We start from the raw sequence: 24,314 nt of genomic DNA, 5'->3' as shown, positions 1-24,314 counted from the left end.
TTGCTGATAAATGCTGAAGACAGCAATAAAAAACCAGCGATTCAATCACTGGCTGTCAGATAGTTCTTTTAAGAAGCTCCATTTGTAGTGGAAGTTTTTGTATCTGTTGTTTGAGTACTAGAAGAAGGAACAGTTGGTTGTTCTTGTTTACTGCTAGTCTCTTCTTTCTTGCTTTCTTCACTGCTACTAGATTGACTTGTTGTTTCTTCTTGTGTGTTTTCTTTTGTAGAAGTATTATCCTTGTTGGGAGTAGTGTTCTCTTGAGGGGATTCCTTTTGAATCTCTTTTATGACAGTTGTCTGGGTTGTCGTAGTTTCTTTTTTAGAGTTATTATTGTTGTTGTTATTCATAGCATTCATAATGGTGATGCTTGCAGTAATCAGCCCTAGAATACTACCGATAGTAGCAATCGTTTTTTGAAAAACAGTAAATCCTTTTTTGATGTGTTCCGTTTTAGGTTTTGATGTTCTACGATAATTAGACATAATATCTCTCCTTTACTAAAATTCATTATACCGAAAATCTTTAAAAAAAACTTAAATGAACCTGAATTGCCTTTCTTGTCGCCTGAACTGTTTCGTGATACAATAGAAGGAGTGATTTTAGAAAGCGTGAGAAACCATGATTTACTTTGATAATTCGGCAACGACTAAGCCTTATCCAGAAGCACTTGAAACCTATATGCAAGTGTCTGCAAAAATTATTGGAAATCCTTCAAGTCTCCATCGTTTGGGAGACCAATCTAGCAGAATTTTAGAAGCTTCTCGACAGCAGATTGCAGATTTGATTGGCAAGAAAAGCGAAGAAATCTTCTTTACCTCTGGTGGGACTGAAGGGGATAATTGGGTTATCAAAGGTGTGGCTTTTGAAAAAGCGCAGTTTGGTAAACACATTATTGTGTCTGATATTGAGCACCCAGCAGTCAAGGAGTCGGCTCTCTGGCTCATGACTCAAGGTTTTGAAGTGGATTTTGCACCTGTAAATGAAAAAGGATTTGTAGATGTAACTGCTTTAGAAAACCTACTTCGTCCTGATACAACGCTAGTCTCTGTTATGGCAATCAACAATGAAATCGGCTCAATCCAGCCTATTGAAGCTATATCAGAACTATTAGCTGATAAACCAACGATTTCCCTCCATGTTGATGCGGTTCAAGCTTTAGCTAAGATTCCGACAGAAAAGTATTTGACTGACCGAGTGGATTTTGCGACCTTCTCAAGTCATAAATTCCACGGAGTTCGTGGTGTTGGCTTTGTCTATATCAAGTCTGGCAAGAAAATTACACCGCTTTTAACTGGTGGTGGCCAAGAGCGTGACTATCGTTCAACAACTGAGAATGTAGCAGGAATTGCAGCAACAGCCAAGGCACTGCGTCTAGCTATGGAAAGATTGGAATTGTTTTCTAACAAAACGAGTCAGATGAAGGAAGTCATCCGTCAGGCTCTTCTTGATTATCCAGATATTTTTGTTTTCTCAGGTGAGGAAGACTTTGCGCCTCATATTCTGACCTTCGGAATTAAGGGAGTTCGTGGGGAAGTCATTGTTCATGCATTTGAAGACTATGATATTTTCATTTCTACAACATCAGCTTGCTCGTCCAAAGCTGGGAAACCTGCTGGAACCCTGATTGCCATGGGAATTGAAAAGGATAAAGCCCAGTCAGCAGTACGCCTCAGCCTAGACCTAGAAAATGACATGAGTCAAGTTGAGCAATTTTTGACCAAACTAAAATTAATCTACAATCAAACTAAAAAAGTAAGATAGGAGCATTCATGCAGTATTCAGAAATTATGATTCGCTACGGAGAGCTTTCAACCAAGGGTAAAAACCGGATGCGTTTCATCAATAAACTACGTAATAATATCTCAGACGTTTTATCCATCTATCCTCAAGTTAAAGTGACAGCAGACCGCGATCGTGCCCATGCTTATCTGAATGGGGCAGATTATGAACCGGTGGCAGAGTCACTCAAGCAAGTTTTCGGGATTCAAAACTTTTCTCCAGTATATAAGGTTGAAAAATCTGTAGAAGTTCTGAAATCTGCTGTCCAAGAGATTATGAAGGATATTTACAAGGAAGGTATGACTTTTAAAATCTCTAGTAGACGCAGCGACCACAACTTTGAACTCGATAGTCGTGAACTCAACCAAACTCTTGGTGGAGCAGTATTTGAAGCTATTCCAAATGTGCAAGCTCAAATGAAAAATCCTGATATCAATCTGCAAGTGGAAATTCGTGAGGAAGCAGCTTATCTTTCTTATGAGACCATTCGAGGAGCAGGTGGTTTGCCTGTCGGAACTTCTGGTAAAGGTATGCTTATGTTGTCAGGAGGGATTGACTCTCCTGTAGCAGGCTATCTTGCTCTAAAACGTGGTGTAGATATTGAGGCTGTTCACTTTGCTAGCCCTCCATACACAAGTCCAGGTGCCCTCAAGAAAGCCCAGGACTTAACCCGTAAATTGACTAAGTTCGGAGGAAATATCCAATTTATCGAGGTTCCCTTCACGGAGATTCAAGAAGAAATCAAGGCTAAAGCGCCAGAAGCCTATCTCATGACTCTGACTCGTCGCTTTATGATGCGGATTACAGACCGTATCCGTGAGGTACGAAATGGCTTGGTTATCATCAATGGGGAAAGCCTTGGTCAGGTAGCTAGCCAAACCCTAGAAAGCATGCAGGCTATCAATGCAGTGACCAACACACCAATCATTCGTCCAGTTGTGACTATGGATAAGTTGGAAATCATTGATATTGCTCAGGAAATTGATACCTTTGAAATTTCTATCCAGCCATTTGAAGACTGCTGTACCATTTTTGCACCTGATCGCCCGAAGACAAATCCAAAGATTAAGAATGCAGAGCAGTATGAAGCGCGAATGGATGTCGAAGGTTTGGTTGAACGTGCAGTAGCAGGAATTATGATTACTGAAATTACGCCTCAAGCTGAGAAGGATGCAGTCGATGAGTTGATCGATGACCTCCTTTAATCAGAAAAAACAGAGGAAAAGATAAAATAAGTAAAAAAAGTTAGTTTATTGTCCTAAATTTGGACGGAAACTGACTTTTTTTCTATTTTTATGATATAATTAGATAAAATTTTGAATATAGAGAGTTTTCTGACAATGAATCAATCTTATTTTTACCTGAAAATGCGAGAGCATAAATTAGTGGTACCCTACACAGGTAAGGAGCGCCGGGTTCGTGTTCTCCTCCCAAAAAACTATGAAAAAGACACGGATAGAAGCTATCCAGTGGTGTATTTCCATGATGGACAAAACGTCTTTTATAGTAAGGAATCTTACGTTGGACATTCCTGGAAGATTATTCCTGCAATCAAGCGAAATCCAGATATCAGCCGTATGATTGTTGTGGCTATTGACAATGATGGTCTTGGTCGAATGAATGAGTATGCAGCTTGGAAATTCCAAGAGTCTAATATTCCTGGTCAACAATTTGGTGGTAAGGGAGTCGAGTACGCAGAATTTGTCATGGAAGTGGTTAAGCCTTTTATCGATGAAAACTATCGGACAAAAGCAGACCGTAAACACACTGCTATGGTTGGATCTTCTCTAGGTGGCAATATTACCCAGTTTATCGGCTTGGAGTATCAAGATCAGATTGGGTGCTTGGGAGTTTTCTCATCAGCTAACTGGCTTCACCAAGAAGCCTTTGATCGCTATATCGAGCGTAAAAAACTCTTGCCTGACCAACGAATCTTTATCTATGTTGGAACGGAAGAAGCTGATGATACAGACAAGACCCTCATGGCTGGCAATATTAAGCAGGCCTATATCGACTCTTCCCTTCGCTATTATCATGATTTGATAGCTGGAGGAGTGCAGTTGGAAAATCTCTCACTCAAGGTTCAGGCTGGAGCCATTCACCATGAAGTGCCATGGTCAGAAAATCTTCCAGCTTGTCTACGATTTTTTGCAGAAAATTGGTAAATAGTATAAAGGAGACAGGATATGAATATTGAACATCTTAGCCACTGGAGTGGTCATCTAAATCGTGAAATGTACGTCAATCGTTACGGACACGCAGGTATCCCAGTTGTTGTCTTTGCATCCTCAGGTGGTAGCCACAATGAATATTATGATTTTGGCATGATTGATGCATGTGCATCTTTTATTGAGGAGGGCCGTGTTCAGTTCTTTACACTTTCAAGTGTCGATAGTGAAAGTTGGCTAGCAACATGGAAAAATGGTCATGACCAAGCTGAAATGCACCGTGCTTATGAGCGATACGTTATTGAAGAAGCCATTCCTTTTATCAAGCACAAGACAGGCTGGTTCGACGGCATGATGACGACAGGCTGCTCTATGGGAGCCTATCATGCACTTAACTTTTTCCTTCAGCATCCAGATGTCTTTACCAAGGTTATCGCCCTCAGTGGTGTCTATGATGCGCGTTTCTTTGTAGGTGACTACTACAATGATGATGCAATCTATCAAAATTCACCAGTAGATTATATCTGGAATCAAAATGATGGTTGGTTTATTGACCGTTACCGTCAGGCTGAGATTGTGATTTGTACTGGCTTAGGTGCTTGGGAGCATGATGGCCTGCCTTCTTACTACAAGTTAAAAGAAGCCTTTGACCAAAAACAAATTCCTGCCTGGTTTGCAGAATGGGGACATGATGTTGCCCATGATTGGGATTGGTGGCGCAAACAAATGCCATATTTCCTCGGTCACATGAGTCTATAAAAGGAGTCGCTTATGAATTATCTTGTAATTTCACCCTATTACCCACAAAATTTCCAACAGTTTAGTATTGAGCTAGCCAATAAAGGAATCACCGTTCTAGGGATTGGGCAAGAACCCTATGAACAACTAGATGAGCCATTGCGCAATAGCTTGACTGAGTATTTCCGTGTTGATAATCTTGAAAATATTGATGAAGTTAAACGTGCAGTTGCCTTTCTCTTTTATAAGTATGGTCCAATTGACCGTATCGAATCTCACAATGAATACTGGCTAGAGTTGGATGCTGCTCTTCGTGAACAATTTAATGTCTTTGGTGCCAAACCAGACGACCTCAAAAAGACCAAGTTCAAGTCTGAGATGAAAAAACTCTTCAAAAAAGCTGGAGTACCAGTGGTTCCAGGTGCTGTCATTGAAACAGAAGCAGATGTTGACAAAGCTGTGAAAGAAATTGGTCTTCCGATGATTGCCAAACCTGACAATGGAGTGGGAGCGGCAGCAACCTTCAAGCTTGAAACAGAAGAGGATATCAATCATTTCAAGGCAGAGTGGGATCATTCAACCGTTTATTTCTTTGAAAAATTTGTCACCTCTAGTGAAATCTGTACCTTTGATGGTTTGGTAGATAGAGATGGAAATATCGTCTTTTCTACGACCTTTGACTATGCCCATACACCGCTTGATCTCATGATTTACAAGATGGACAATTCTTATTATGTTCTTAAAGATATGGATCCAAAATTGCGCAAGTATGGTGAGGCAATCGTTAAAGAATTTGGCATGAAAGAACGTTTCTTCCATATCGAGTTCTTCCGTGAAGGTGATGATTATATTGCCATTGAGTACAATAACCGTCCAGCGGGTGGGTTCACCATTGATGTTTATAACTATGCCCATTCTTTTGATTTGTACAAGGGCTATGCAGCGATTGTTGCGGGTGAACCCTTCCCAGAGTCTCCATTTGAAACCCAGTACTGCTTGGCGACATCACGTCGTGCCAACGCCAACTATGTTTATTCAGAAGAAGACTTGCTCGCCAAATACGGTCAGCAATTTAAGGTTAAGAAAATCATGCCTGCAGCCTTTGCTGAATTGCAAGGAGACTTTCTCTATCTGCTAACGACACCAAGTCGTGAGGAAATGGATCAGATGATTAAGGACTTTGGTCAGCGTCAAGAATAATCAAAATTTTGACTTAACAAACTAGGTTTGTTAGGTCTTTTTTTAAGAACTAAAATAAAAGCGTTTTCCCGTAGTATTCTTTTAGAAAATTTGTTGCTAAAAGGCTTAAAAATTGATAGAATAGGGATTGTCTAAAAAATATTAAGGAGAATCTATCAATGGATTTCGCATGGGCAGTCAAATATGCCACTGAATTTTTGGGAACAGCCATCTTGATCATCTTGGGAAATGGTGCAGTTGCCAACGTTGAACTTAAAGGTACGAAAGGTCACCAAAGTGGCTGGCTCGTTATCGCTGTTGGTTACGGTATGGGGGTTATGATCCCTGCCTTGATGTTTGGTAATGTTTCTGGTAACCACATCAACCCAGCCTTCACTCTTGGTCTAGCAGTTAGCGGACTTTTCCCTTGGGCACAAGTAGTACCATACATCGTTGCACAAGTCTTGGGAGCAATCTTCGGACAAGCCTTGGTTGTTGCAACTCACCGTCCTTACTACTTGCAAACTGAAAAAGCAAACAATATCTTGGGAACATTCTCAACAATTTCAAGTATTGACCAAGGTACAAAAGAATCACGCTTTGCAGCAACAGTTAACGGTTTTATCAACGAATTTGTTGGTTCATTCGTTCTCTTCTTTGCAGCACTTGGTATGACAAAGAACTTCTTTGGAGCTGAAGTCCTCCAATACATGAAACAAATGGCAACTCAAGCTGGTCAAAATGTTGACTTCTCTGATTTGGCAATTAAAGCTCAAGTAGCGCCTCATACAGCATCAGGACTTGCTGTTGGTCACTTGGCACTTGGTTTCCTAGTAATGGCTTTGGTTACTTCACTTGGAGGACCTACAGGACCTGGTTTGAACCCAGCTCGTGACTTTGGACCACGTCTCCTTCATGCCTTCCTTCCAAAATCAATCCTTGGTCAACACAAGGGTGATTCAAAATGGTGGTATGCTTGGGTACCAGTAGTTGCACCGATTGCAGCTGGTATTGCAGCAGTAGCACTTTTCAAATTACTTTACCTATAATCACTCAAAACTGGGAAACCCCAGTTTTTTCTTGTATACAAAAGTCGAGTTTTTAGATAGAGATTCTTATACTCAATGAAAATCAAAGAGCAAACTAGGAAGCGAGCCGCAGGCTGCTCAAAGCATTGCTTTGAGGTTGTAGATAAGACTGACGAAGTCAGTCACATATATAATCTAAGACGAAGCTGACGTGGTTTGAAGAGATTTTTGAAGAGTATTAAATCGTCAGATTTTTTTCATTTTAATACTAAAGGTGAAAATGTGGCGAAAATATGGTAGAATAGAGTATTAAGTAATCGTTGAAAAAGGAAGATTATGCGTAAAGAAATTGCACCCGAATTATATAATTACAATAAATTCCCTGGTCCCGAATTTCAACTGACTGGAAACAGAGTGGAAGCTGAAGATTTTGTTTTTACTCTAGTTGAAAATAGCAAGGATGCTTTTGATGCAACAGCTTTTACTCAACGCTTTTCAGAAGTACTAACCAAGTTTGATTATATTGTTGGAGACTGGAGTAATGAGCAGTTACGCTTACGGGGATTTTATAAGAATGAACGAGCTGAAGAGTCTTTAGAAAAAATTAGTCGCTTGCAAGACTACCTACTAGAGTATTGTAGCTATGGTTGTGCCTATTTTGTTCTAGAAAATGAAGCTCCTAAACGAGCACCATTTGACCAAAAGATGCGCAAAAAAGAGGAAGAAAAGGACTCTCGCAAAGGGAAAAAGACTTCTCAAAGTAAGAAAAAAAATCATACGGATAAGAAAAATAGACGCCGTTCAAAAGAACAGAAATCTCAGAAAGAAGACAAGGGGCAGCGTCATTTCGTCATCCGTAAGAAGGACTAGAAAATAAGGAGAAAAGATGAAACCGTCAATTTATAGTTTAACACGCCAAGGCATGCAAGAGTGGGTCTTGGAGCAGGGAGAAAAGAAATTCCGTGCGGATCAAATCTGGGAATGGCTTTACCGTAAACGTGTTCAATCATTTGAAGAAATGACCAACTTGTCTAAGGATTTGATTACCAAACTCAACGACCAGTTTGTAGTCAATCCCTTAAAACAACGTATCGTTCAAGAATCAGCTGATGGAACAGTTAAGTACCTTTTTGAGTTGCCAGATGGTATGCTGATTGAAACGGTACTGATGCGTCAGCACTATGGTTTATCAGTCTGTGTAACCACTCAGGTAGGCTGCAATATTGGTTGTACCTTCTGTGCGTCAGGTTTGATCAAGAAGCAACGTGACCTCAATAACGGTGAAATCGTTGCTCAGATTATGTTGGTTCAAAAGTATTTTGACGAACGTGGACAAGATGAACGTGTTAGTCATATCGTTGTTATGGGGATTGGAGAACCATTTGATAACTACAATAATGTCTTGAACTTCATCCGTACTATCAATGATGATAAGGGAATGGCAATCGGTGCTCGTCATATCACAGTATCAACTTCTGGCTTGGCTCACAAGATTCGTGAGTTTGCCAATGAAGGAGTACAGGTTAACCTTGCTGTTTCTCTTCATGCTCCAAACAATGAACTGCGTTCAAGCATTATGAAGATTAACCGTGCCTTTCCAATTGAAAAACTCTTTGCAGCTATCGAGTATTACATCGAAACAACCAATCGCCGTGTAACTTTTGAGTATATCATGCTCAATGAAGTCAATGACGGAGTAGAACAAGCACTTGAGTTGGCAGAATTGCTTAAGAACATTAAGAAATTGTCATATGTTAACTTGATTCCTTACAACCCAGTTAGTGAGCATGACCAATACAGTCGCAGTCCTAAGGAGCGCGTGATGGCCTTCTACGATACGCTCAAGAAAAAAGGTGTCAACTGTGTTGTTCGTCAGGAACATGGTACTGATATCGATGCGGCTTGTGGACAATTGCGTTCAAATACCATGAAGCGTGATCGCCAAAAAGCAGTAGCAGAAGTAAATCCATAAGATGAAACGAAAAAAAATACTTAGCTTGGGAGTTCTTCTATACAGTTTTTGTATCGTCTGCTTTTGTTTTACTCCCCAGCCTCAACTTCCTACAGGAGTGGAAACTCCAGGTATTCAAACTTTTGGACGCCTGGTTTTTCTTTTGACGCCTTTTAACTCCCTATGGAAACTGGGAGAAGTAACAAGCCTTCTGCAGCTATTTTGGATATTTTTGCAAAATGCCTTAAATATTCTCTTGCTTTTCCCATTGATTTTCCAGCTTCTCTATCTCATCCCTAGTCTAAGAAAAACCAAGAGAGTGATTTTGTTTAGCTTTTTACTAAGCTTGAGCATCGAGTGCACACAGCTAGTGTTAGATTTTTTCTTTGATTTTAATCGGGTATTTGAGATTGATGATTTGTGGACCAACACACTAGGTGGCTACTTAGCCTGGGTCCTTTACAAACTACTACATAAAAACAAGATAAGGAATTAAAATGAGTATCTTAGAAGTAAAAAATTTAAGTCACGGTTTTGGTGACCGTGCGATTTTTGAAGACGTATCCTTCCGTCTCCTCAAGGGTGAACACATCGGACTAGTTGGTGCTAACGGTGAAGGAAAATCAACCTTCATGAGCATCGTAACTGGTAAAATGTTACCTGATGAAGGTAAGGTGGAATGGTCTAAATATGTGACAGCTGGCTACCTAGATCAGCATGCGGTGCTTAAAGAAGGCCAAACTGTTCGTGACGTTCTTCGTACAGCTTTTGATGAGTTATTTAAGGCAGAAGCGCGTATCAATGAACTCTACATGGAAATGGCAGAAGAGGGCGCTGATATTGATGCCCTAATGGAAGAAGTCGGCGAACTTCAGGACCGTTTGGAAAGTCGTGACTTCTATACCTTGGATGCTAAGATTGATGAAGTTGCTCGTGCTCTTGGTGTTATGGATTATGGGATGGATACAGACGTAACAGCCTTGTCAGGTGGACAAAGAACCAAGGTACTTTTAGCTAAACTTCTTCTTGAAAAGCCAGATATCTTGTTGCTTGACGAGCCTACCAACTATTTGGATGCAGAGCATATTGACTGGCTCAAGCGCTATCTCCAAAACTATGAAAATGCCTTTGTTCTTATCTCTCACGATATTCCTTTCCTCAACGATGTGATCAATATCGTCTATCATGTAGAAAATCAACAGTTGACTCGCTACTCTGGAGATTACTACCAGTTCCAAGAAGTCTATGCCATGAAGAAATCGCAACTAGAGGCAGCCTATGAACGTCAACAGAAAGAAATTGCTGACCTCAAGGATTTTGTGGCTCGAAACAAGGCGCGTGTTGCAACACGAAACATGGCCATGTCCCGCCAGAAGAAATTGGATAAGATGGATATCATCGAACTTCAAAGCGAGAAACCAAAACCTTCCTTTGATTTTAAACCAGCACGTACACCAGGTCGCTTTATCTTCCAAGCCAAGGACTTGCAGATTGGTTACGACCGCCCACTTACAAAACCATTAAATCTTACCTTTGAGCGTAATCAAAAGGTTGCCATCATCGGTGCCAATGGTATCGGGAAAACAACCCTCTTGAAGAGTCTTTTAGGAATTATCCCACCAATTGCTGGTGAAGTTGAACGTGGTGATTACCTAGAACTTGGCTACTTTGAACAAGAAGTGGAAGGAGGCAATCGCCAAACACCACTAGAAGCGGTATGGAATGCCTTTCCAGCGCTCAATCAAGCAGAAGTTCGTGCAGCTCTTGCCCGCTGTGGCTTGACGACTAAGCACATCGAAAGCCAGATTCAGGTCTTGTCAGGTGGAGAGCAAGCTAAGGTTCGTTTCTGTCTCTTGATGAACCGAGAGAATAATGTCCTTGTTCTTGACGAACCTACCAACCACTTGGATGTGGATGCCAAGGATGAACTCAAACGTGCTCTGAAAGAATACAAGGGGTCTATCCTCATGGTGTGTCACGAACCAGACTTCTACGAAGGCTGGATGGACCAAATCTGGGACTTCAATGAGTTGACATAAAAAGAGAATCCCGCAAAACTAGAATAGGAAAAAGCCAAGTCTGGGTGACTTGGCTTTTTGGCTAGTAATTCAAATAGGTTTCAAGATCAGATTTTTGGATTTCTTTCCCGTAGTGACAAATCGGGCAAGAAACAAAATAAGTTTTTCCGTAAGGAAAGAGCGGAATCCAGTAGAGGGTAAACTTACGTCCAGTTTCTGAAATTTCCCAAGTGTCGGCATTGTTACAGTGACCACACTCGATAGTGGTTTGAGTATGTCCTAAGACCTTTTGGTAACCTTTAGAACCCCAGAATAAAATCATTTTCACATCTCCTTATTTTGGGATTATCCTATTTTTTACTGAAATCGTAGTCCTTAACAATTTCGATACTGTCGATAGTGATAGCAGTAGTTGGTTTGTCTTTTTCGTCTTTTTCAGCCTTGGCAATCTTGTCAACAACATCCATACCGTCGATGACTTGACCAAAGACAGGATGCTTACCGTCTAGACTAGGATTTCCACCTTCTTTGTAGGCTTCGATAATTTTCTTTGGATAGCTACTTGTAGGGAGTTTGGCAGAAATATCCGTCGTATTTTGGTTGATGAAGAACTGGCTACCGTTTGAATTTGGTTGACCAGTATTGGCCATAGAGAGAGAACCACGAATGTTATAGAGATACGGAGAGATTTCGCTCTTGAAACCAGTTCCCTGGTCTTTAGTCTTATCCTTACCATGCCAGATGGATTCACCACCAGTACCATTTCCTTTTGGATCACCTGTCTGAACCATGAAGCCATCGATCACTCGGTGGAAGGTAACGCCATTATAGTAGCCTTCTTTTGCGTGAGTTAGGAAATTTTCAACCGCAAGTGGAGCTAGCTTTGGAAAGAGTTTGATGCGGATATCTCCTTGACTGGTGTGGAGAATGACTTCAGCTTCGTCTTCAGCAACTTCCTTAGAGAGTTGTGGGAAGTTAGCATTCTCATTTGTCAAGGCGTCTTTGAGATCCTTGGCAGATTGGGCAGCTGCTTTGGAACTTTCTTCAGCAGCCAAGCTAGAATCTACATAGTCATCCCCTCGGAGACTACGTTGGATACTGCTACATCCAGCAAGGGCAAAAGTTGAGATTAATAGAAGTGTTGCTATTTTTTTCATGGTAATCCTTTCAAAAATCATTTCTACCATTGTACCCTAATTGAAAGTGGATTTCAAATATTCAATTGTGATCATTCCGATAGTACATACAATTTTATGGCCTTACTTACCCCATTTTGATCATTAGAATCTGTTACTGTATTTGCACAGACTTTAACATCTGTAGGAGCATTTCCCATTGCAACACCAAGTCCAGCGGTCTCAATCATTGGAATATCGTTATAATTATCTCCAATACTCATAATTTCAGTGAGTGATAGTTGATAATAGTTGGCTAATTCTAACAGAGCTTGTTTTTTGGATACTTGATTATGTGTGACTTCAAGATAGTTATCCTTCGAAAGGTAAAAGTCAGTTTGAGGGAAATCCATGGTTGCTAATGTCTCTTTAAGTTTCTGGATAGTAGCTGCGTTATCTATTAGTAAAAGTTTATGAATAAGATTCTTTTCTTCCTGAAGAAAATCTGCTAGTGAAGTAACTTTTGGGCTCTCTCCAGTAATCTGTGCTTCAATTTCTACCCATTTATCTAAAGTATTTACGTACCAATCTTTTCCAGAATAAACATTAATTGAAACTGTCGGAAATTCTTTTGTTAAAAAATCATGTAGTAAGAGTAATTCCTTTTTATTAATAGTATGCTGACTCAGAATTTTATCTCCTGTACTAATGAGAGCACCATTATAACTTGCAATTGGAAAACTTGTAATCCCCAGTTCTTTCGAAATTGGCGCTATACCGAGAGGAGATCTAGCAGAAGCTAGAACAAAAGGAATTTCACTTTGTTTCAAAAGTGGCATAAGCTCTAGTAAATGAGAGTCTAATTGGTGCTTTTGGTCTAAAATGGTGCCATCGATATCACTTATGATTAACTTTATTACTGACATATGTTTCTCCTTTTTAAAATAGAATAGTTGTTTTACCATCTAAAGATTGTTGAATTTCTATGTCGGGTTCTTTGTCTGTAATCCAATAATCAAAATCAGTAAGTTCGGAAAGAATATAATGAGAGTGTTTGTTTATCTTGCTGGTTTCAGCTAACAAGACGCGAATTTTACTGGTTTTAAATGCTCTTTTTTTCATTAGAACATCTTCTTGATCTTCAAAACTAACTTGTCCGTCTGAAAGACTAGCTGCACCAAAAAATGCTAAGTCAAATTTAATTCTATTCAAAGATTCGGATTCTTCTAATGAGTAATAGAAACGATTCTTTTTATGAAATCGTCCACCGATAATGTGAAAATCGACATTTTCATTTTCTCCTAAGACCAGTGCATTATCCAATGAATGGGTGAAAATAGTAACTTTTTTATCTGTTATTTTTGCTAACTCAAGTACAGTTGTTGAAACATCATAGAAAATTAATTGTGAATCAGAAATGAGTTGGGTAGCTAAATGAGCAATTTTCTCTTTTTCTTTGGAAGACTGTTCTGCTCGACCTTTATAACCAAGAATCCTTTGCTTTTGGATTGGCAATAAACCTCCATGAGTTCTTTTTGCTCGTTTCTCCTTTGCGAGAATAGCAAAATCTCTACGGATGGTATCTTTAGAAACATGGAAATGGTCAACCATTTCTTTTGCTGATAGACTTCCTCTATCCTCTAAAAGTTTAATGATTTCTTCTAATCGTTGTTCTTGGTACATATGAATTCCCTCTTTTAATACTAATATACCTCTTTCGTAAGTGATTGTCAATAAATGTAATGTTTTATAAGTGTTTTAAATGATTTACAAAAAAATCAACCTGACTTAGTTGATTAAAGATTCTTCTTTGGATGGCGGTCAATGATTGCCTGATGGTCCTTGAGAGCCTGTTCTCCTTTTGGAGTTAGTTTATAACCGCGAATCGAAAAGAGACTAGCTAATTCCTCTTCTGAAAAATGGTCATGAAGGGCTTGATTCAAGTCAGAAGCCTTCATCTTGGAAAGTCCAGTAACTCCCTTCTTCTTCAGGATATTCTTTTTCATGGTACTGTTTAGATGGTCAAGCGAGTCAAAAGCAGTTTCGACAAGAGCATAGCCTTTTTCAACAAGCGTTTCTAAATGTTTTGGGGCATCGATGCCATAAGTGTACTCGAAGTATTTCGGAAATCATGTTTCGGTGGTGAATGTTCTAAAGTTGATTCTCCAGAGGAGGATAATATCACCTGCTAGGAGACTGTCTTCTAATAATTCCATATTTCGTTTTGGGACAGGCTTGGGATTTAGTAGCCAAGTCTCGATATCACGATCAGGAGAGATGTAAGGCTTAACCTGATGGTCTTTGTAAATGTTCTCTATAGTAGTATTCATAAAGTTTCTCTTTCTAATTTATCCCTATTAGTCTAAAAAATTTAAAAATTTTAAAGTCTGTCAAGTTTTTTTCTTGACACCTCTTGGAAATCTGCTATAATAGAACATGTGCTAAATAGCTCAGCTATTTCACCGAACTAAAAAATAAAAGAAAAGAGATATTAAAAATGGCAGTTAAAATCCGTTTGACTCGTATGGGTTCTAAGAAAAAACCTTTCTACCGTATTAACGTAGCAGATTCACGTTCACCACGTGACGGGCGTTTCATCGAAACAGTTGGAACTTACAACCCACTTGTTGCTGAAAACCAAGTAACTTTGAAAGAAGACCGCGTTCTTGCATGGTTGGCTGATGGAGCTCAACCTTCAGATACAGTACGTAACATCCTTTCAAAAGAAGGCGTATTGAAGAAATTCCACGATTCTAAATTCTCTAAATAATTCTAAAGTAGGTTGACAGATGGATACGATTGAAAATCTCATTATTGCAATTGTGAAACCTTTGATTTCACAACCAGATGCCTTAACTATCAAGATTGAAGATACACCAGAATTTTTGGAATATCATTTGGATCTTGATCAAAGCGATGTGGGTCGTGTAATCGGTCGTAAGGGTCGCACTATTTCTGCGATAAGAACGATTGTCTACTCTGTCCCAACTGAAGACAAAAAAGTAAGAATCGTTATTGACGAAAAATAAGAAAAGCGGGACGGATGTCTCGCTTTTTTTGCAAGGAGCAGGATATGAAGGATTTAACGTTTAGACAATTACAAGACTACTTACTCGAACATTACCAGCAGTCTCGGACTGAGGAAGGTCTTTTTATCAAGCTAGTGGAGGAAGTCGGAGAAGTAGCTGAGGTTTTGAATGGACGCTCTGGTCGAAAAGAAGGAGTTCAGGATTCTAACGAGGAACTTGCCAAAGAACTTGCTGATATCATTCACTACACCGTCGCAATTGCAGCCATCAACGATATTGATCTAACCAAGACCATTTTTGAAAAAGACAAAAAGGCAGCTATCAAATATCAGCATGAACGAGATTTGGAAGGATATTTAGAAGCCGAAGGTCAGAACTAGCTTTTTTCTCAAACTTGTGAAAATCCCTGGAACGTGATAAAATAAAAGATAAGGGTATATAATAAATCATTGTATAGAATGAGTGGTTTCTTTATGAAGAGGTTTGAAGTATCTACAGAAATTGGCAGTCTCTTTGTTACTTATCAAAAGCAAAAGAAAGTGCTAGTTTGTTTAAGTGGCGCAGGTTTGTTACCAAGTTATGAAAATTTTTCACTTATACTTGAAAAACTTCCTCCTACAATTGGTTATTTGACAATTGATTTTCCGAACACAGGTAGGAGTCCGATTCGTGACCAAGCTGGAAAAAATCTAGATAATCTTGCAGATGCGGTTTATAAAGTACTTGAAGAATTGGCGATTTCTGAATATATACTTTGTGCACATAGTTTGAGTGGAATTTTAGCTTGCAAATTGCTCAACAAACCAATTAAGTGTCAGGCTTTAGTAGCGCTTGAACCGACCACTAAAAAAGTAATGTTTGCTGATTTTTCAGAAAATCCTTATCCAGAAATGGAAGAGCAAATGAGACTGATTGAAGAATTTGGTCCTGAACTTTATTTTAAGAACTTAACTCAATCCACATTTAACCCTGAAACTAACAAAGAAATCTGGAAATTAATGCAAGAAAAAGGCTCAAAGTTGACAAATCAAGATCCAGAATTTCAGATATCTGGAGAAATTACTAAGGAAGATTTTGAGAATTTGTCGATAGACTCTCATATCCCTGTATTTATTTTTTGTCAGGCTTACAGAGAAAAAGAGTATAGAGAATCAGAATATTGGACTTCCAATACTAAACTCATTTTAGGGGGGAATCACCATTATTTACAGTGGTCCGAATCAGAGAAAATTGTAGATATTATTAAAAAAATGTAAGAAGAAAATGGAGATAAGGAAATTACAGGAGATCAAATGAACTATTTTAACGTTGGAAAAATCGTCAATACGCAAGGTTTACAAGGAGAGATGAGAATCTTATCTGTGACGGATTTTTCGGAAGAACGCTTTAAAAAAGGTGCAGAGCTGGCCTTGTTTGATGAGAAGGATCAATTTGTTAGAAAAGTGACTATCGCAAGTCACCGTAAGCATAAAAACTTTGATATCATCAAATTTAAGGATATGTATCACATCAATGATATCGAAAAATACAAGGGCTACAGTCTCAAGGTTGCGGAAGAAAACCTTAATGACCTAGATGAGGGTGAATTTTACTATCACGAGATTATTGGACTAGAGGTCTACGAGGGTGATAACTTGATTGGAACCATCAAGGAAATTCTTCAACCAGGGGCCAATGATGTTTGGGTAGTTAAGCGTAAGGGAAAACGTGATCTGCTTTTACCATATATCCCACCGGTCGTGCTCAATGTTGATATTCCTAATAAGCGCGTGGATGTAGAACTCTTAGAAGGGTTAGACGATGAAGATTGATATTTTAACCCTCTTTCCAGAGATGTTCTCTCCACTAGAACATTCTATCGTTGGAAAGGCCCGTGAAAAGGGACTTCTTGACATCCAGTATCATAATTTTCGTGAATATGCTGAAAAGGCTCGTCATGTCGATGACGAACCCTACGGTGGTGGTCAAGGCATGCTCCTGCGAGCGCAACCAATCTTTGATGCCTTTGATGCTATTCAAAAGAAAAATCCGCGCGTGATCCTTTTGGATCCTGCTGGTAAGCAATTTGACCAGGCTTATGCTGAAGATTTAGCACAAGAAGAGGAACTCATCTTTATCTGTGGTCACTACGAGGGCTATGATGAACGGATCAAAACCTTGGTAACAGATGAGATTTCTCTTGGTGATTATGTTCTAACTGGTGGAGAACTGGCAGCAATGACCATGATTGATGCGACGGTTCGCTTGATACCAGAAGTAATTGGGAAGGAAACCAGTCACCAAGATGATAGCTTTTCATCAGGCCTTCTTGAATACCCTCAGTACACACGTCCTTATGACTATCGTGGCATGGTGGTTCCAGAAGTGCTTATGAGTGGGCATCATGAGAAGATTCGCCAATGGCGTCTCTATGAAAGTCTCAAAAAAACTTATGAACGTAGACCAGATTTGTTGGAACATTACGAATTAACAGCAGAAGAAGCCAAAATGTTAGCAGACATTAAAGAAAATACAAATTAAAAGGAGAAGCCTATGCAAGTCATTAAACGTGATGGACAAGTTGCCGACTTTGATCCAGATAAAATCTATCAAGCCATTCTCAAAGCTGCTCAAACAGTTTATGTTTTGACAGATGATTTACGTCAAAATCTAGCTCAGGTAACTAAAAAGGTTGTCTTGGATCTAGAAGAGGCAAAAGTGGAGCGTGCCACTATCAGCATGATTCAATCAATGGTTGAGCATCGCTTGCTTGGCGCAGGCTACATTACCATCGCTGAACACTATATCTCTTACCGTTTGCAACGTGATTTAGAGAGAAGTGGTTACGGAGAACACATTGCTGTTCACCTTCATTTTGAACAAATTCGTTAATAGAAAAGAGTGAGATGAAGAAAACTCATCTCACTCTTTCTTAAATCTATTTTTTTGGGCTGTTTGGACAGTCGAGGGAACAAAACTCACTTTCTGAATATCTGGTATTCGAATAATGCGGGTCACATTTTTTGCAAAATTTTTAACGATAATTTGCTGGCGGTCCGTATCATATTTGATGATATCCCCTGTAAAACTTGTATCTGAAAAAATAATGTGGACAGCAGTTTTTTTTAGGAGCGCCTCTTTAATGGCACTTGTCAGGGAGTCGGCTTTGGAATGATCTGGTTCTTCTCGTCCGTTGAGAAAGCTTTGGAACTTTTGTTGAATGTGTTTAAATAAATCTTTCATCGGAGCCTCCCTTCTTTTTAACATTATTATATACAATTTTAAGAAAATCTACAAGATTTTACGAATAATCAAGTGAAGACAATCAAAAGGAGAATACAATGGCAGAATTTACATTTGAAATCGAAGAACACCTACTCACACTCTCAGAGAATGAAAAAGGTTGGACCAAGGAAATTAATCGTGTCAGCTTTAATGGAGCACCAGCAAAGTTTGACATTCGTGCTTGGAGTCCAGACCACACTAAGATGGGGAAAGGAATCACCCTCTCAAACGAGGAGTTTCAAGTGATGGTCGATGCTTTTAAAAATCAATAAGCAATCATATAAAAACAGACGAAAGGAGGTTGGGAGAAAATTCCCGACCTCCTTTCTTTATTTATGTGAAAAGTAGGGTTGATTACTAAGACGTTGAAGGAGTGGTCGTCCGATAAAACTAATGGCAATAATTTTTGCAAGATCAGGAATGATAAAGGGAATGACACCGACAGCCAGTGCCTTATCAAAAGACATACCAGCGAGGAAGTGGAGGCTGAGGATACCACCGACAAAAACAAGTGAATCACCCAAGAGATTTGCAAGAAAGATACGAATATAGCCACTTTTCTTATGGATAAGATAGGACGTAAGCCCAGCATAGACAAGGTCAAACCAAAGATAGCCAGCGCTTGGACCTACCAAAACATGAAAACCAGCTCCCCCACTGGCAAAGACAGGAATACCGATAGCACCCAGCAAGAGATAGAGACCAACAGAAAGAACGGCTTCCCTTGGTCTAAAAACAGTAGCAATGAGTCCGATAGCAAAATTTTGTAGAGTAAATGGTACTGGTCCAATTGGGATACTGATTTGGGCTAATACTGCAATCAGAGCAGCTCCAATAGCTGGAATAGCGTAAATGTGTGCTTTTTTCATAATAGTTAACCTCTTTTTTAATTTATAGTAACTATTATACTGCAAGGAAGATGATTGTCAACCTGTTTTGTGAATAAAGGTAACAAATTTGTAACGGCCGATTTAGATAAAAAAGTCGGTTAGGATTTTTTTCAGAACACAGATAGATCCTATCCGTAATAAAAAGAGTAGCCTTATGGAGATTGGTTCCCATATAGTGAAAATTCTTAGGAATCCTGATGGCATGCTATTTTTAAGTGTTTTATAATTTGCTCTAATAAAAGAAAAAGATTGAAGAAAATTGTCCAAAATAGGCTTTTTCTTCAATCTGAGTGACCAAGATGGTCTCTTTTTGTATTAACGCATGGTCACAAATTCTTCTGATCCTGTTGGATGGATAGCGACAGTAGCATCAAAGTCTGCTTTTGTAGCTCCCATCTTGATTGCTACAGCAAAACCTTGAATCATTTCATCAACGCCGTAGCCGATACCATGAAGGCCAACTACCTTTTCGTTCTCACCAGCTGTAACTAGCTTGAAGCGAGCTTCTTGACGGTGGCTAGTTACTGCTGAATACATAGAAGCAAATTTTGAAGTATAGACTTTAATGTTGTCTTGTCCATACTCTTTGATAGCTTCTTCCTCAGTTAGGCCGACAGTTCCGATAGCTGGGTGTGAGAAGACAACAGTTGGAATAGTCGTGTAGTCCATTTTAGCATTGGTTTTACCGTTGAAAAGTCTCTCGGATAGGGTACGACCAGCCTTGATAGCGACAGGAGTTAGTTCCTTTTCGCCTGTGACATCGCCAAGAGCGTAGATACCTTCAATGACAGTATTTTGGTATTCGTCAACCTGGATAAAGCCACGTTCATTGAGGGTAACACCAGCTTTTTCGAGTTGAAGTCCTTCAACATTTGGACGGCGGCCAGTTGCCCAGATAACTTGACTGGCGGTATGGGTACTCCCATCTTCAAAATGAATCCTAATGCCTTCTTCGGTATCTTCAAGTTTGGTAGGAACCTTATGGGTGTGGAGGTTTAATCCAGTATTTTCCATTTCTTGAACCAAGCTCTCAACAATATAGCTATCAAATCCACGAAGTGGACGCTCACGACGGACGAATAAATCAGTCTGTACACCAAGGGTATGGAGCACGCCAGCTAATTCGACAGCAATGTAACCAGCACCTAAAATGGCTACAGATTTAGGTAATTCTTCCCAGGCAAAGACATCATCAGAACTACCACCTAGTTCAGCACCAGGAATGGCAGGGATATGAGGATGGGCCCCAGTTGCAATCACGATATGCTTAGCACGGATCAACTCACCATTGACACTGACTGTATGAGCATCAACGAACTCGGCACGTCCTTCAATCAAATCAACTCCGTTACGCTTAAAGCTTCCACCATAAGAAGAGCGAGCACGGTCAATATAGGCTTCACGATTCTTACGAAGCCTTGCGTAATCAAATTCATTCCCAGTGTTTGTGAAACCATAGTCAGGCCCATATTTGTGGATACTCTCTGCAATTTGCGCTCCATACCACATAATTTTTTTAGGGACACAGCCGAGGTTGATACAAGTTCCACCTAATTTCTTTTCCTCAATAACTGCCGCCTTAGCACCATGTTCACCAGCACGATTCATGGTAGCAATTCCCCCGCTACCTCCTCCAATGGCGATAATATCATATTCTCTCATAGAAAGCTCCTTTAGTTGTTTTCTAGTCATATTCTATCTTTTTTTAGAGGTCAATGCAAAAATCTGCTACGCTTAAAATTTTTAAGAAAATGCTTGCAAAAATAAAAAAGAAAGTGTATTATATAACTAATACAACAATAAAAGATTTTGGCAAATGTTTTTGGATAATGAGAAATCAATTGTCCATTTTTAGGATGTGTGCTATAATCTTAACATATATATTTATAAAAGGGGTATTACTATGAAAAGAAAGTCAAAAGCTAAGAAATGGCCTTTATTTACTGCTATTGGAGTGGCATCAGTACTTGTAGTAGGAGCAGCAGCTGTTCTTCTATTGAGACAACCAAATCAAGCTGCAGCAAAGGATGAAACTGCTAAGATTGTCCTTGCAAAAGAGGGGTCTGTGGCATCTTCAGTTCTTTTATCTGGTACCGTAACAGCTCAGAATGAACAATACATCTATTATGATGCCAGCAAGGGTGACTTGGATGAGGTCTTGGTTTCTGTTGGTGATCAGGTCAGCGAAGGACAGGCTCTCGTTAAGTATAGTAGCACAGAAGCCCAGGCTGCCTATGATGCTGCCAGTCGTGCTGTTGCTAAAGCTGATCGTCATATCAATGAACTGAATGAGTCTCGAAATACCGCTGCAGCAACACCTAGCCTTCCGCAAGCAGGTCTAGAAGGAGCAACTGGACAAGCGCCAGCTCAGTCATCCGGTTCTGCTACAGCTGCTATTGATTCTCAAATCAGCGATGCTCGTGATGTGCGTGCAGATGCAGAAGCGCAACTCGAAAAAGCTCAAGCCCAGTTGAATGCTGCTACGGTATTGAGTAATGTAGAGGGAACAGTTGTTGAAGTGAATCGTAACATTTCAAAATCTCCAACAGGAAATAGTCAAGTATTGGTACATATCGTAAGTAACGATAATTTGCAGGTCAAGGGGGAGCTCTCTGAATACAACCTTGCCAATCTATCTGTAGGTCAAGAAGTAACTTTCACTTCTAAAGTTTATCCAGATAAAACTTGGAATGGTAAGATTAGCTATATTTCAAATTATCCAAAAAATAACAGTGAAGCAAGCAGTAGCTTAGCTGGTTCAAACACAGGTTCTAAATACCCATATACAGTCGATATAACTAGTGAAATCGGTGACTTGAAACAGGGCTTTACAGTCAGTGTCGAAGTGAAAAGCACTAGTAAAACATTGATAGTTCCAATCTCGAGCGTAGTCATGGAAGAAGATAAAAACTATGTCTGGATTCTTGATGAAAATCAAAAGGCCAAAAAAGTTGAAGTTGGATTGGGCAATGCAGATGCAGAAAACCAAGAAATCACATCTGGTCTGACAGATGGAGCAAAAGTCATCAGTAATCTGACAGCTTCCTTGCAAGAAGGAAAAGAGGTGAAGACTGATGAAGCAACTAATTAGCCTCAAAAATATTTGCCGTAGCTATCGTAATGGTGACCAAGAACTACTAGTCCTCAAGAACATTAATCTAGAAGTTCATGAGGGAGAATTTGTGGCAATCATGGGACCATCTGGTTCTGGGAAGTCTACCCTCATGAATACCATTGGTATGTTAGATACCCCTTCAAGTGGGCAGTATTTTCTAGATGGAAAAGAAGTAGCTGGTTTGGGTGAAAAACAATTAGCCAAGGTTCGAAATCAGGAAATCGGCTTCGTCTTTCAACAATTCTTTCTCTTGTCCAAGCTTAATGCTCTACAAAACGTAGAATTGCCCTTGATTTATGCTGGAGTTTCAGCTTCAAAACGTCGCAAATTAGCAGAAGAATATCTGGAAAAGGTTGAACTGACCGATCGTAGCCATCATTTACCTTCGGAGTTGTCAGGTGGTCAGAAGCAAAGGGTTGCCATTGCGCGTGCATTGGTCAACAATCCGTCAATCATCTTGGCAGATGAGCCTACTGGAGCTTTGGATACTAAAACTGGAAATCAGATCATGCAACTCTTAGTTGAATTAAACAAAGAAGGAAAAACCATCATTATGGTTACGCATGAGCCTGAAATCGCTGCATACGCCAAGCGTCAGATTGTCATTCGTGATGGCGTCATTTCATCTGATAGTGGTCTCGTAGAAAAGGAGGAAAACTAAGATGCAGAATCTGAAATTTGCCTTTTCATCCATTATGGCCCACAAGATGCGTTCTTTCCTGACCATGATTGGTATTATCATCGGTGTTTCCTCAGTTGTTGTGATCATGGCTTTGGGAGACTCCATGTCTCGTCAGGTCAATAAAAATATGACCAAGTCTCAGAAGGACATTCATGTCTTTTTCTCACCTACCAAGAGCAAGGACGGTTCCTTCACCCAGAAGCAATCTGCTCTAACCCTGTCTGGTAAAGAGGAAGATGTTTTTGTTGAACCTCCAAAACCACAAGAAGCTTGGGTTAAGGAAGCTGCTAAGCTTAAGGGAGTGGATAGTTACTATGTGACCAACTCAGCCAATGTAACCTTGACCTATAAGGATAAAAAGGTGGAACACGCTAACATGACTGGTGGGAATGTCACTTATATGGATGCGGTCGAAAATGAAATCATTGCAGGTCGAAGTCTTAGAGCACAAGATTATAAGGATTTTGCAAACGTGATCATTTTAGATGAAGAACTAGCCAATAGCCTTTTTGGTTCAGCACAAGAAGCACTCAACCAAATTGTTGAAGTAAATGAAATCAGTTACCGTGTTATTGGTGTTTATGCAAGTAAAGAAGCTAAGGCTGCAAAAGCCTTTGGAGTCGGAGGACTACCAATCACGACCAATATTTCTCTTGCAGCCAATTTTAACACAGACGAGATTTCAAATATTGTCTTCCGTGTCAATGATACTAGCTTGACTCAGACTTTAGGACCAGAGCTGGCTAGGAGAATGACGGAGATTGCTGGTCTCCAACAAGGGGAGTATCAGATAGCAGATGCAACGGAAGCCTTCAACGAAGTGCAACAAATGTTTGGCTTCATAACAACGATTATTAGTGCCATTGCGGGGATTTCCCTCTTTGTCGGTGGTACTGGTGTTATGAACATTATGCTTGTTTCGGTGACAGAGCGTACCCGTGAGATTGGTCTACGTAAAGCACTAGGAGCAACACGGGCTAATATCCTGGTTCAATTTTTGATTGAATCCATGATTTTGACCTTATTAGGTGGGGTCATCGGTCTTCTGCTTGCTGCAGGAGTGACCATGCTTGCAGGTGTTCTTCTTCAAAACTTGATTGCAGGAATAGAAGTTGGAGTATCCATCCCAATCGCTCTCTTTAGTTTAGCGGTCTCAGCTGGCATCGGTATGATATTTGGTGTTCTACCAGCCAATAAAGCTTCTAAGCTAGATCCGATTGAAGCTCTTCGCTATGAATAAGATAATCAACAGGAAAAACAAGATGGACATCAGTCTGTCTTGTTTTTGTATGGATTTCCTTATCGAAAATCATCAAAATATGATATAATGAAGTGTTAGAAAAACAGGTTTCATT

The 24,314-nt window shown here is 39.8% G+C and carries 31 protein-coding genes; 21 read left to right on the top strand and 10 right to left on the bottom strand.

The window, feature by feature from the left end:
• Window positions 1-68: 68 nt before the first annotated feature.
• Window positions 69-485, bottom strand: a complete 417-nt coding sequence (locus ACESOD_RS02375) for a DUF6556 family protein (protein WP_075227214.1) — start codon at window positions 483-485, stop codon at window positions 69-71.
• A 136-nt stretch (window positions 486-621) separates the two neighbouring features.
• On the opposite strand from ACESOD_RS02375, the gene ACESOD_RS02370 reads away from it, so the two are divergent.
• From ACESOD_RS02370 to abc-f, 10 genes are all read left to right on the top strand, one after another.
• A complete protein-coding gene (locus ACESOD_RS02370) occupies window positions 622-1,764 on the top strand; it encodes a cysteine desulfurase family protein (RefSeq protein ID WP_049503009.1) in 1,143 nt (380 codons plus the stop codon).
• Window positions 1,765-1,772: 8 nt separating this feature from the next.
• Entirely contained in the window at window positions 1,773-2,987 is a 1,215-nt protein-coding gene (gene thiI / locus ACESOD_RS02365) for a tRNA uracil 4-sulfurtransferase ThiI (RefSeq protein WP_373093767.1), read from the top strand.
• Between the two features lie 135 nt (window positions 2,988-3,122).
• On the top strand, window positions 3,123-3,947 hold the full coding sequence (locus tag ACESOD_RS02360) for an alpha/beta hydrolase (RefSeq protein WP_373093765.1): 825 nt from the start codon (window positions 3,123-3,125) through the stop codon (window positions 3,945-3,947).
• A gap of 21 nt (window positions 3,948-3,968) precedes the next feature.
• Window positions 3,969-4,709: an esterase family protein gene (locus ACESOD_RS02355; RefSeq protein ID WP_371559253.1), complete on the top strand. Its 741-nt coding sequence runs from the start codon at window positions 3,969-3,971 to the stop codon at window positions 4,707-4,709.
• 12 nt (window positions 4,710-4,721) lie between these two features.
• A complete protein-coding gene (locus tag ACESOD_RS02350; protein WP_373093762.1) occupies window positions 4,722-5,888 on the top strand; it encodes an ATP-grasp domain-containing protein in 1,167 nt (388 codons plus the stop codon).
• Between the two features lie 158 nt (window positions 5,889-6,046).
• Window positions 6,047-6,916 carry an aquaglyceroporin Gla gene (gla, locus tag ACESOD_RS02345; RefSeq protein ID WP_049503004.1) on the top strand — a complete coding sequence of 290 codons (870 nt, stop codon included), beginning with the start codon at window positions 6,047-6,049 and terminating at the stop codon, window positions 6,914-6,916.
• A gap of 315 nt (window positions 6,917-7,231) precedes the next feature.
• Complete coding sequence (locus ACESOD_RS02340) at window positions 7,232-7,765, top strand: YutD family protein (protein WP_045763789.1); 534 nt, start codon at window positions 7,232-7,234, stop codon at window positions 7,763-7,765.
• Window positions 7,766-7,781: 16 nt separating this feature from the next.
• On the top strand, window positions 7,782-8,867 hold the full coding sequence (gene rlmN, locus ACESOD_RS02335; protein ID WP_070460889.1) for a 23S rRNA (adenine(2503)-C(2))-methyltransferase RlmN: 1,086 nt from the start codon (window positions 7,782-7,784) through the stop codon (window positions 8,865-8,867).
• Between the two features lies 1 nt (window position 8,868).
• On the top strand, window positions 8,869-9,342 hold the full coding sequence (locus ACESOD_RS02330; RefSeq protein ID WP_070460891.1) for a VanZ family protein: 474 nt from the start codon (window positions 8,869-8,871) through the stop codon (window positions 9,340-9,342).
• A gap of 1 nt (window position 9,343) precedes the next feature.
• On the top strand, window positions 9,344-10,885 hold the full coding sequence (gene abc-f, locus ACESOD_RS02325) for a ribosomal protection-like ABC-F family protein (protein WP_049509151.1): 1,542 nt from the start codon (window positions 9,344-9,346) through the stop codon (window positions 10,883-10,885).
• 61 nt (window positions 10,886-10,946) lie between these two features.
• Here the strand turns inward: abc-f and ACESOD_RS02320 are convergent, their stop codons facing one another.
• From ACESOD_RS02320 to ACESOD_RS02295, 6 genes are all read right to left on the bottom strand, one after another.
• Window positions 10,947-11,186, bottom strand: a complete 240-nt coding sequence (locus ACESOD_RS02320) for a zinc-ribbon domain-containing protein (RefSeq protein WP_373093760.1) — start codon at window positions 11,184-11,186, stop codon at window positions 10,947-10,949.
• A gap of 28 nt (window positions 11,187-11,214) precedes the next feature.
• On the bottom strand, window positions 11,215-12,021 hold the full coding sequence (locus ACESOD_RS02315; protein WP_373094066.1) for a peptidylprolyl isomerase: 807 nt from the start codon (window positions 12,019-12,021) through the stop codon (window positions 11,215-11,217).
• Between the two features lie 71 nt (window positions 12,022-12,092).
• Window positions 12,093-12,905, bottom strand: a complete 813-nt coding sequence (locus ACESOD_RS02310) for an HAD family hydrolase (protein WP_373093758.1) — start codon at window positions 12,903-12,905, stop codon at window positions 12,093-12,095.
• A gap of 13 nt (window positions 12,906-12,918) precedes the next feature.
• Window positions 12,919-13,662 carry a DeoR/GlpR family DNA-binding transcription regulator gene (locus tag ACESOD_RS02305; protein WP_373093756.1) on the bottom strand — a complete coding sequence of 248 codons (744 nt, stop codon included), beginning with the start codon at window positions 13,660-13,662 and terminating at the stop codon, window positions 12,919-12,921.
• Between the two features lie 113 nt (window positions 13,663-13,775).
• Entirely contained in the window at window positions 13,776-13,985 is a 210-nt protein-coding gene (locus ACESOD_RS02300; protein ID WP_373093754.1) for a hypothetical protein, read from the bottom strand.
• Window positions 13,986-14,108: 123 nt separating this feature from the next.
• Window positions 14,109-14,309 carry a hypothetical protein gene (locus ACESOD_RS02295; protein WP_070460900.1) on the bottom strand — a complete coding sequence of 67 codons (201 nt, stop codon included), beginning with the start codon at window positions 14,307-14,309 and terminating at the stop codon, window positions 14,109-14,111.
• Window positions 14,310-14,476: 167 nt separating this feature from the next.
• On the opposite strand from ACESOD_RS02295, the gene rpsP reads away from it, so the two are divergent.
• The 7 genes from rpsP to ACESOD_RS02260 all read left to right on the top strand — a co-directional run bounded on the left by rpsP (window position 14,477) and on the right by ACESOD_RS02260 (window position 17,879).
• The gene (gene rpsP, locus ACESOD_RS02290) at window positions 14,477-14,749 is read left to right on the top strand and encodes a 30S ribosomal protein S16 (protein ID WP_000268760.1); all 273 of its coding nucleotides are present in this window, start codon (window positions 14,477-14,479) and stop codon (window positions 14,747-14,749) included.
• A gap of 19 nt (window positions 14,750-14,768) precedes the next feature.
• Window positions 14,769-15,008: an RNA-binding protein KphA gene (kphA, locus tag ACESOD_RS02285; RefSeq protein WP_000379617.1), complete on the top strand. Its 240-nt coding sequence runs from the start codon at window positions 14,769-14,771 to the stop codon at window positions 15,006-15,008.
• Between the two features lie 44 nt (window positions 15,009-15,052).
• Window positions 15,053-15,388 carry a MazG nucleotide pyrophosphohydrolase domain-containing protein gene (locus ACESOD_RS02280; RefSeq protein WP_049502993.1) on the top strand — a complete coding sequence of 112 codons (336 nt, stop codon included), beginning with the start codon at window positions 15,053-15,055 and terminating at the stop codon, window positions 15,386-15,388.
• Between the two features lie 93 nt (window positions 15,389-15,481).
• Window positions 15,482-16,264 (top strand): alpha/beta fold hydrolase, encoded by a 783-nt coding sequence (locus tag ACESOD_RS02275; RefSeq protein ID WP_373093751.1) that lies wholly within the window; start codon window positions 15,482-15,484, stop codon window positions 16,262-16,264.
• Window positions 16,265-16,300: 36 nt separating this feature from the next.
• Window positions 16,301-16,819 carry a ribosome maturation factor RimM gene (rimM, locus tag ACESOD_RS02270; RefSeq protein WP_373093750.1) on the top strand — a complete coding sequence of 173 codons (519 nt, stop codon included), beginning with the start codon at window positions 16,301-16,303 and terminating at the stop codon, window positions 16,817-16,819.
• Entirely contained in the window at window positions 16,809-17,528 is a 720-nt protein-coding gene (gene trmD / locus ACESOD_RS02265; protein WP_000686938.1) for a tRNA (guanosine(37)-N1)-methyltransferase TrmD, read from the top strand. The genes rimM and trmD overlap by 11 nt, the downstream gene beginning before the upstream one ends.
• Window positions 17,529-17,540: 12 nt before the next feature.
• Window positions 17,541-17,879 (top strand): ATP cone domain-containing protein, encoded by a 339-nt coding sequence (locus ACESOD_RS02260; RefSeq protein WP_001196044.1) that lies wholly within the window; start codon window positions 17,541-17,543, stop codon window positions 17,877-17,879.
• A 30-nt stretch (window positions 17,880-17,909) separates the two neighbouring features.
• On the opposite strand, the gene ACESOD_RS02255 is transcribed toward ACESOD_RS02260, so the two are convergent.
• Window positions 17,910-18,230 carry a hypothetical protein gene (locus ACESOD_RS02255; protein ID WP_373093747.1) on the bottom strand — a complete coding sequence of 107 codons (321 nt, stop codon included), beginning with the start codon at window positions 18,228-18,230 and terminating at the stop codon, window positions 17,910-17,912.
• 98 nt (window positions 18,231-18,328) lie between these two features.
• Between ACESOD_RS02255 and ACESOD_RS02250 the strand changes: the two genes are divergently transcribed.
• Window positions 18,329-18,544, top strand: coding sequence for a YdbC family protein (locus tag ACESOD_RS02250; RefSeq protein WP_000807425.1), 216 nt, complete (start codon window positions 18,329-18,331; stop codon window positions 18,542-18,544).
• 57 nt (window positions 18,545-18,601) lie between these two features.
• Here ACESOD_RS02250 and ACESOD_RS02245 read toward each other — a convergent pair whose 3' ends face one another.
• Window positions 18,602-19,141, bottom strand: coding sequence for a biotin transporter BioY (locus ACESOD_RS02245; RefSeq protein ID WP_373093745.1), 540 nt, complete (start codon window positions 19,139-19,141; stop codon window positions 18,602-18,604).
• Between the two features lie 336 nt (window positions 19,142-19,477).
• On the bottom strand, window positions 19,478-20,824 hold the full coding sequence (gene gor, locus ACESOD_RS02240) for a glutathione-disulfide reductase (protein WP_373093744.1): 1,347 nt from the start codon (window positions 20,822-20,824) through the stop codon (window positions 19,478-19,480).
• 241 nt (window positions 20,825-21,065) lie between these two features.
• On the opposite strand from gor, the gene ACESOD_RS02235 reads away from it, so the two are divergent.
• From ACESOD_RS02235 to ACESOD_RS02225, 3 genes are read left to right on the top strand one after another with little or no spacing between them, the layout of a single operon-like run.
• The gene (locus tag ACESOD_RS02235) at window positions 21,066-22,253 is read left to right on the top strand and encodes an efflux RND transporter periplasmic adaptor subunit (protein WP_373093742.1); all 1,188 of its coding nucleotides are present in this window, start codon (window positions 21,066-21,068) and stop codon (window positions 22,251-22,253) included.
• Window positions 22,237-22,938: an ABC transporter ATP-binding protein gene (locus tag ACESOD_RS02230; RefSeq protein WP_373093741.1), complete on the top strand. Its 702-nt coding sequence runs from the start codon at window positions 22,237-22,239 to the stop codon at window positions 22,936-22,938. Before ACESOD_RS02235 ends, ACESOD_RS02230 begins: the two co-directional genes overlap by 17 nt.
• Window position 22,939: 1 nt before the next feature.
• Window positions 22,940-24,199: an ABC transporter permease gene (locus ACESOD_RS02225; RefSeq protein ID WP_373093740.1), complete on the top strand. Its 1,260-nt coding sequence runs from the start codon at window positions 22,940-22,942 to the stop codon at window positions 24,197-24,199.
• Window positions 24,200-24,314: the final 115 nt, after the last annotated feature.

Origin of the sequence: Streptococcus oralis, assembly GCF_964238205.1 — a bacterium.
Classification (GTDB): Bacteria; Bacillota; Bacilli; order Lactobacillales; family Streptococcaceae; genus Streptococcus; species Streptococcus oralis_CZ.
The sequence above is the reverse complement of the archived record's forward strand: the minus strand, read 5'-3'. Positions and strand labels throughout refer to the sequence as shown.

Coding starts and splice junctions, on each gene's coding strand:
- ACESOD_RS02375 (WP_075227214.1), bottom strand. CDS start 485: ATGTCTAATTATCGTAGAACATCAAAACCTAAAACGGAACACATCAAA.
- ACESOD_RS02370 (WP_049503009.1), top strand. CDS start 622: ATGATTTACTTTGATAATTCGGCAACGACTAAGCCTTATCCAGAAGCA.
- thiI (WP_373093767.1), top strand. CDS start 1,773: ATGCAGTATTCAGAAATTATGATTCGCTACGGAGAGCTTTCAACCAAG.
- ACESOD_RS02360 (WP_373093765.1), top strand. CDS start 3,123: ATGAATCAATCTTATTTTTACCTGAAAATGCGAGAGCATAAATTAGTG.
- ACESOD_RS02355 (WP_371559253.1), top strand. CDS start 3,969: ATGAATATTGAACATCTTAGCCACTGGAGTGGTCATCTAAATCGTGAA.
- ACESOD_RS02350 (WP_373093762.1), top strand. CDS start 4,722: ATGAATTATCTTGTAATTTCACCCTATTACCCACAAAATTTCCAACAG.
- gla (WP_049503004.1), top strand. CDS start 6,047: ATGGATTTCGCATGGGCAGTCAAATATGCCACTGAATTTTTGGGAACA.
- ACESOD_RS02340 (WP_045763789.1), top strand. CDS start 7,232: ATGCGTAAAGAAATTGCACCCGAATTATATAATTACAATAAATTCCCT.
- rlmN (WP_070460889.1), top strand. CDS start 7,782: ATGAAACCGTCAATTTATAGTTTAACACGCCAAGGCATGCAAGAGTGG.
- ACESOD_RS02330 (WP_070460891.1), top strand. CDS start 8,869: ATGAAACGAAAAAAAATACTTAGCTTGGGAGTTCTTCTATACAGTTTT.
- abc-f (WP_049509151.1), top strand. CDS start 9,344: ATGAGTATCTTAGAAGTAAAAAATTTAAGTCACGGTTTTGGTGACCGT.
- ACESOD_RS02320 (WP_373093760.1), bottom strand. CDS start 11,186: ATGATTTTATTCTGGGGTTCTAAAGGTTACCAAAAGGTCTTAGGACAT.
- ACESOD_RS02315 (WP_373094066.1), bottom strand. CDS start 12,021: ATGAAAAAAATAGCAACACTTCTATTAATCTCAACTTTTGCCCTTGCT.
- ACESOD_RS02310 (WP_373093758.1), bottom strand. CDS start 12,905: ATGTCAGTAATAAAGTTAATCATAAGTGATATCGATGGCACCATTTTA.
- ACESOD_RS02305 (WP_373093756.1), bottom strand. CDS start 13,662: ATGTACCAAGAACAACGATTAGAAGAAATCATTAAACTTTTAGAGGAT.
- ACESOD_RS02300 (WP_373093754.1), bottom strand. CDS start 13,985: ATGAAAAAGAATATCCTGAAGAAGAAGGGAGTTACTGGACTTTCCAAG.
- ACESOD_RS02295 (WP_070460900.1), bottom strand. CDS start 14,309: ATGAATACTACTATAGAGAACATTTACAAAGACCATCAGGTTAAGCCT.
- rpsP (WP_000268760.1), top strand. CDS start 14,477: ATGGCAGTTAAAATCCGTTTGACTCGTATGGGTTCTAAGAAAAAACCT.
- kphA (WP_000379617.1), top strand. CDS start 14,769: ATGGATACGATTGAAAATCTCATTATTGCAATTGTGAAACCTTTGATT.
- ACESOD_RS02280 (WP_049502993.1), top strand. CDS start 15,053: ATGAAGGATTTAACGTTTAGACAATTACAAGACTACTTACTCGAACAT.
- ACESOD_RS02275 (WP_373093751.1), top strand. CDS start 15,482: ATGAAGAGGTTTGAAGTATCTACAGAAATTGGCAGTCTCTTTGTTACT.
- rimM (WP_373093750.1), top strand. CDS start 16,301: ATGAACTATTTTAACGTTGGAAAAATCGTCAATACGCAAGGTTTACAA.
- trmD (WP_000686938.1), top strand. CDS start 16,809: ATGAAGATTGATATTTTAACCCTCTTTCCAGAGATGTTCTCTCCACTA.
- ACESOD_RS02260 (WP_001196044.1), top strand. CDS start 17,541: ATGCAAGTCATTAAACGTGATGGACAAGTTGCCGACTTTGATCCAGAT.
- ACESOD_RS02255 (WP_373093747.1), bottom strand. CDS start 18,230: ATGAAAGATTTATTTAAACACATTCAACAAAAGTTCCAAAGCTTTCTC.
- ACESOD_RS02250 (WP_000807425.1), top strand. CDS start 18,329: ATGGCAGAATTTACATTTGAAATCGAAGAACACCTACTCACACTCTCA.
- ACESOD_RS02245 (WP_373093745.1), bottom strand. CDS start 19,141: ATGAAAAAAGCACACATTTACGCTATTCCAGCTATTGGAGCTGCTCTG.
- gor (WP_373093744.1), bottom strand. CDS start 20,824: ATGAGAGAATATGATATTATCGCCATTGGAGGAGGTAGCGGGGGAATT.
- ACESOD_RS02235 (WP_373093742.1), top strand. CDS start 21,066: ATGAAAAGAAAGTCAAAAGCTAAGAAATGGCCTTTATTTACTGCTATT.
- ACESOD_RS02230 (WP_373093741.1), top strand. CDS start 22,237: ATGAAGCAACTAATTAGCCTCAAAAATATTTGCCGTAGCTATCGTAAT.
- ACESOD_RS02225 (WP_373093740.1), top strand. CDS start 22,940: ATGCAGAATCTGAAATTTGCCTTTTCATCCATTATGGCCCACAAGATG.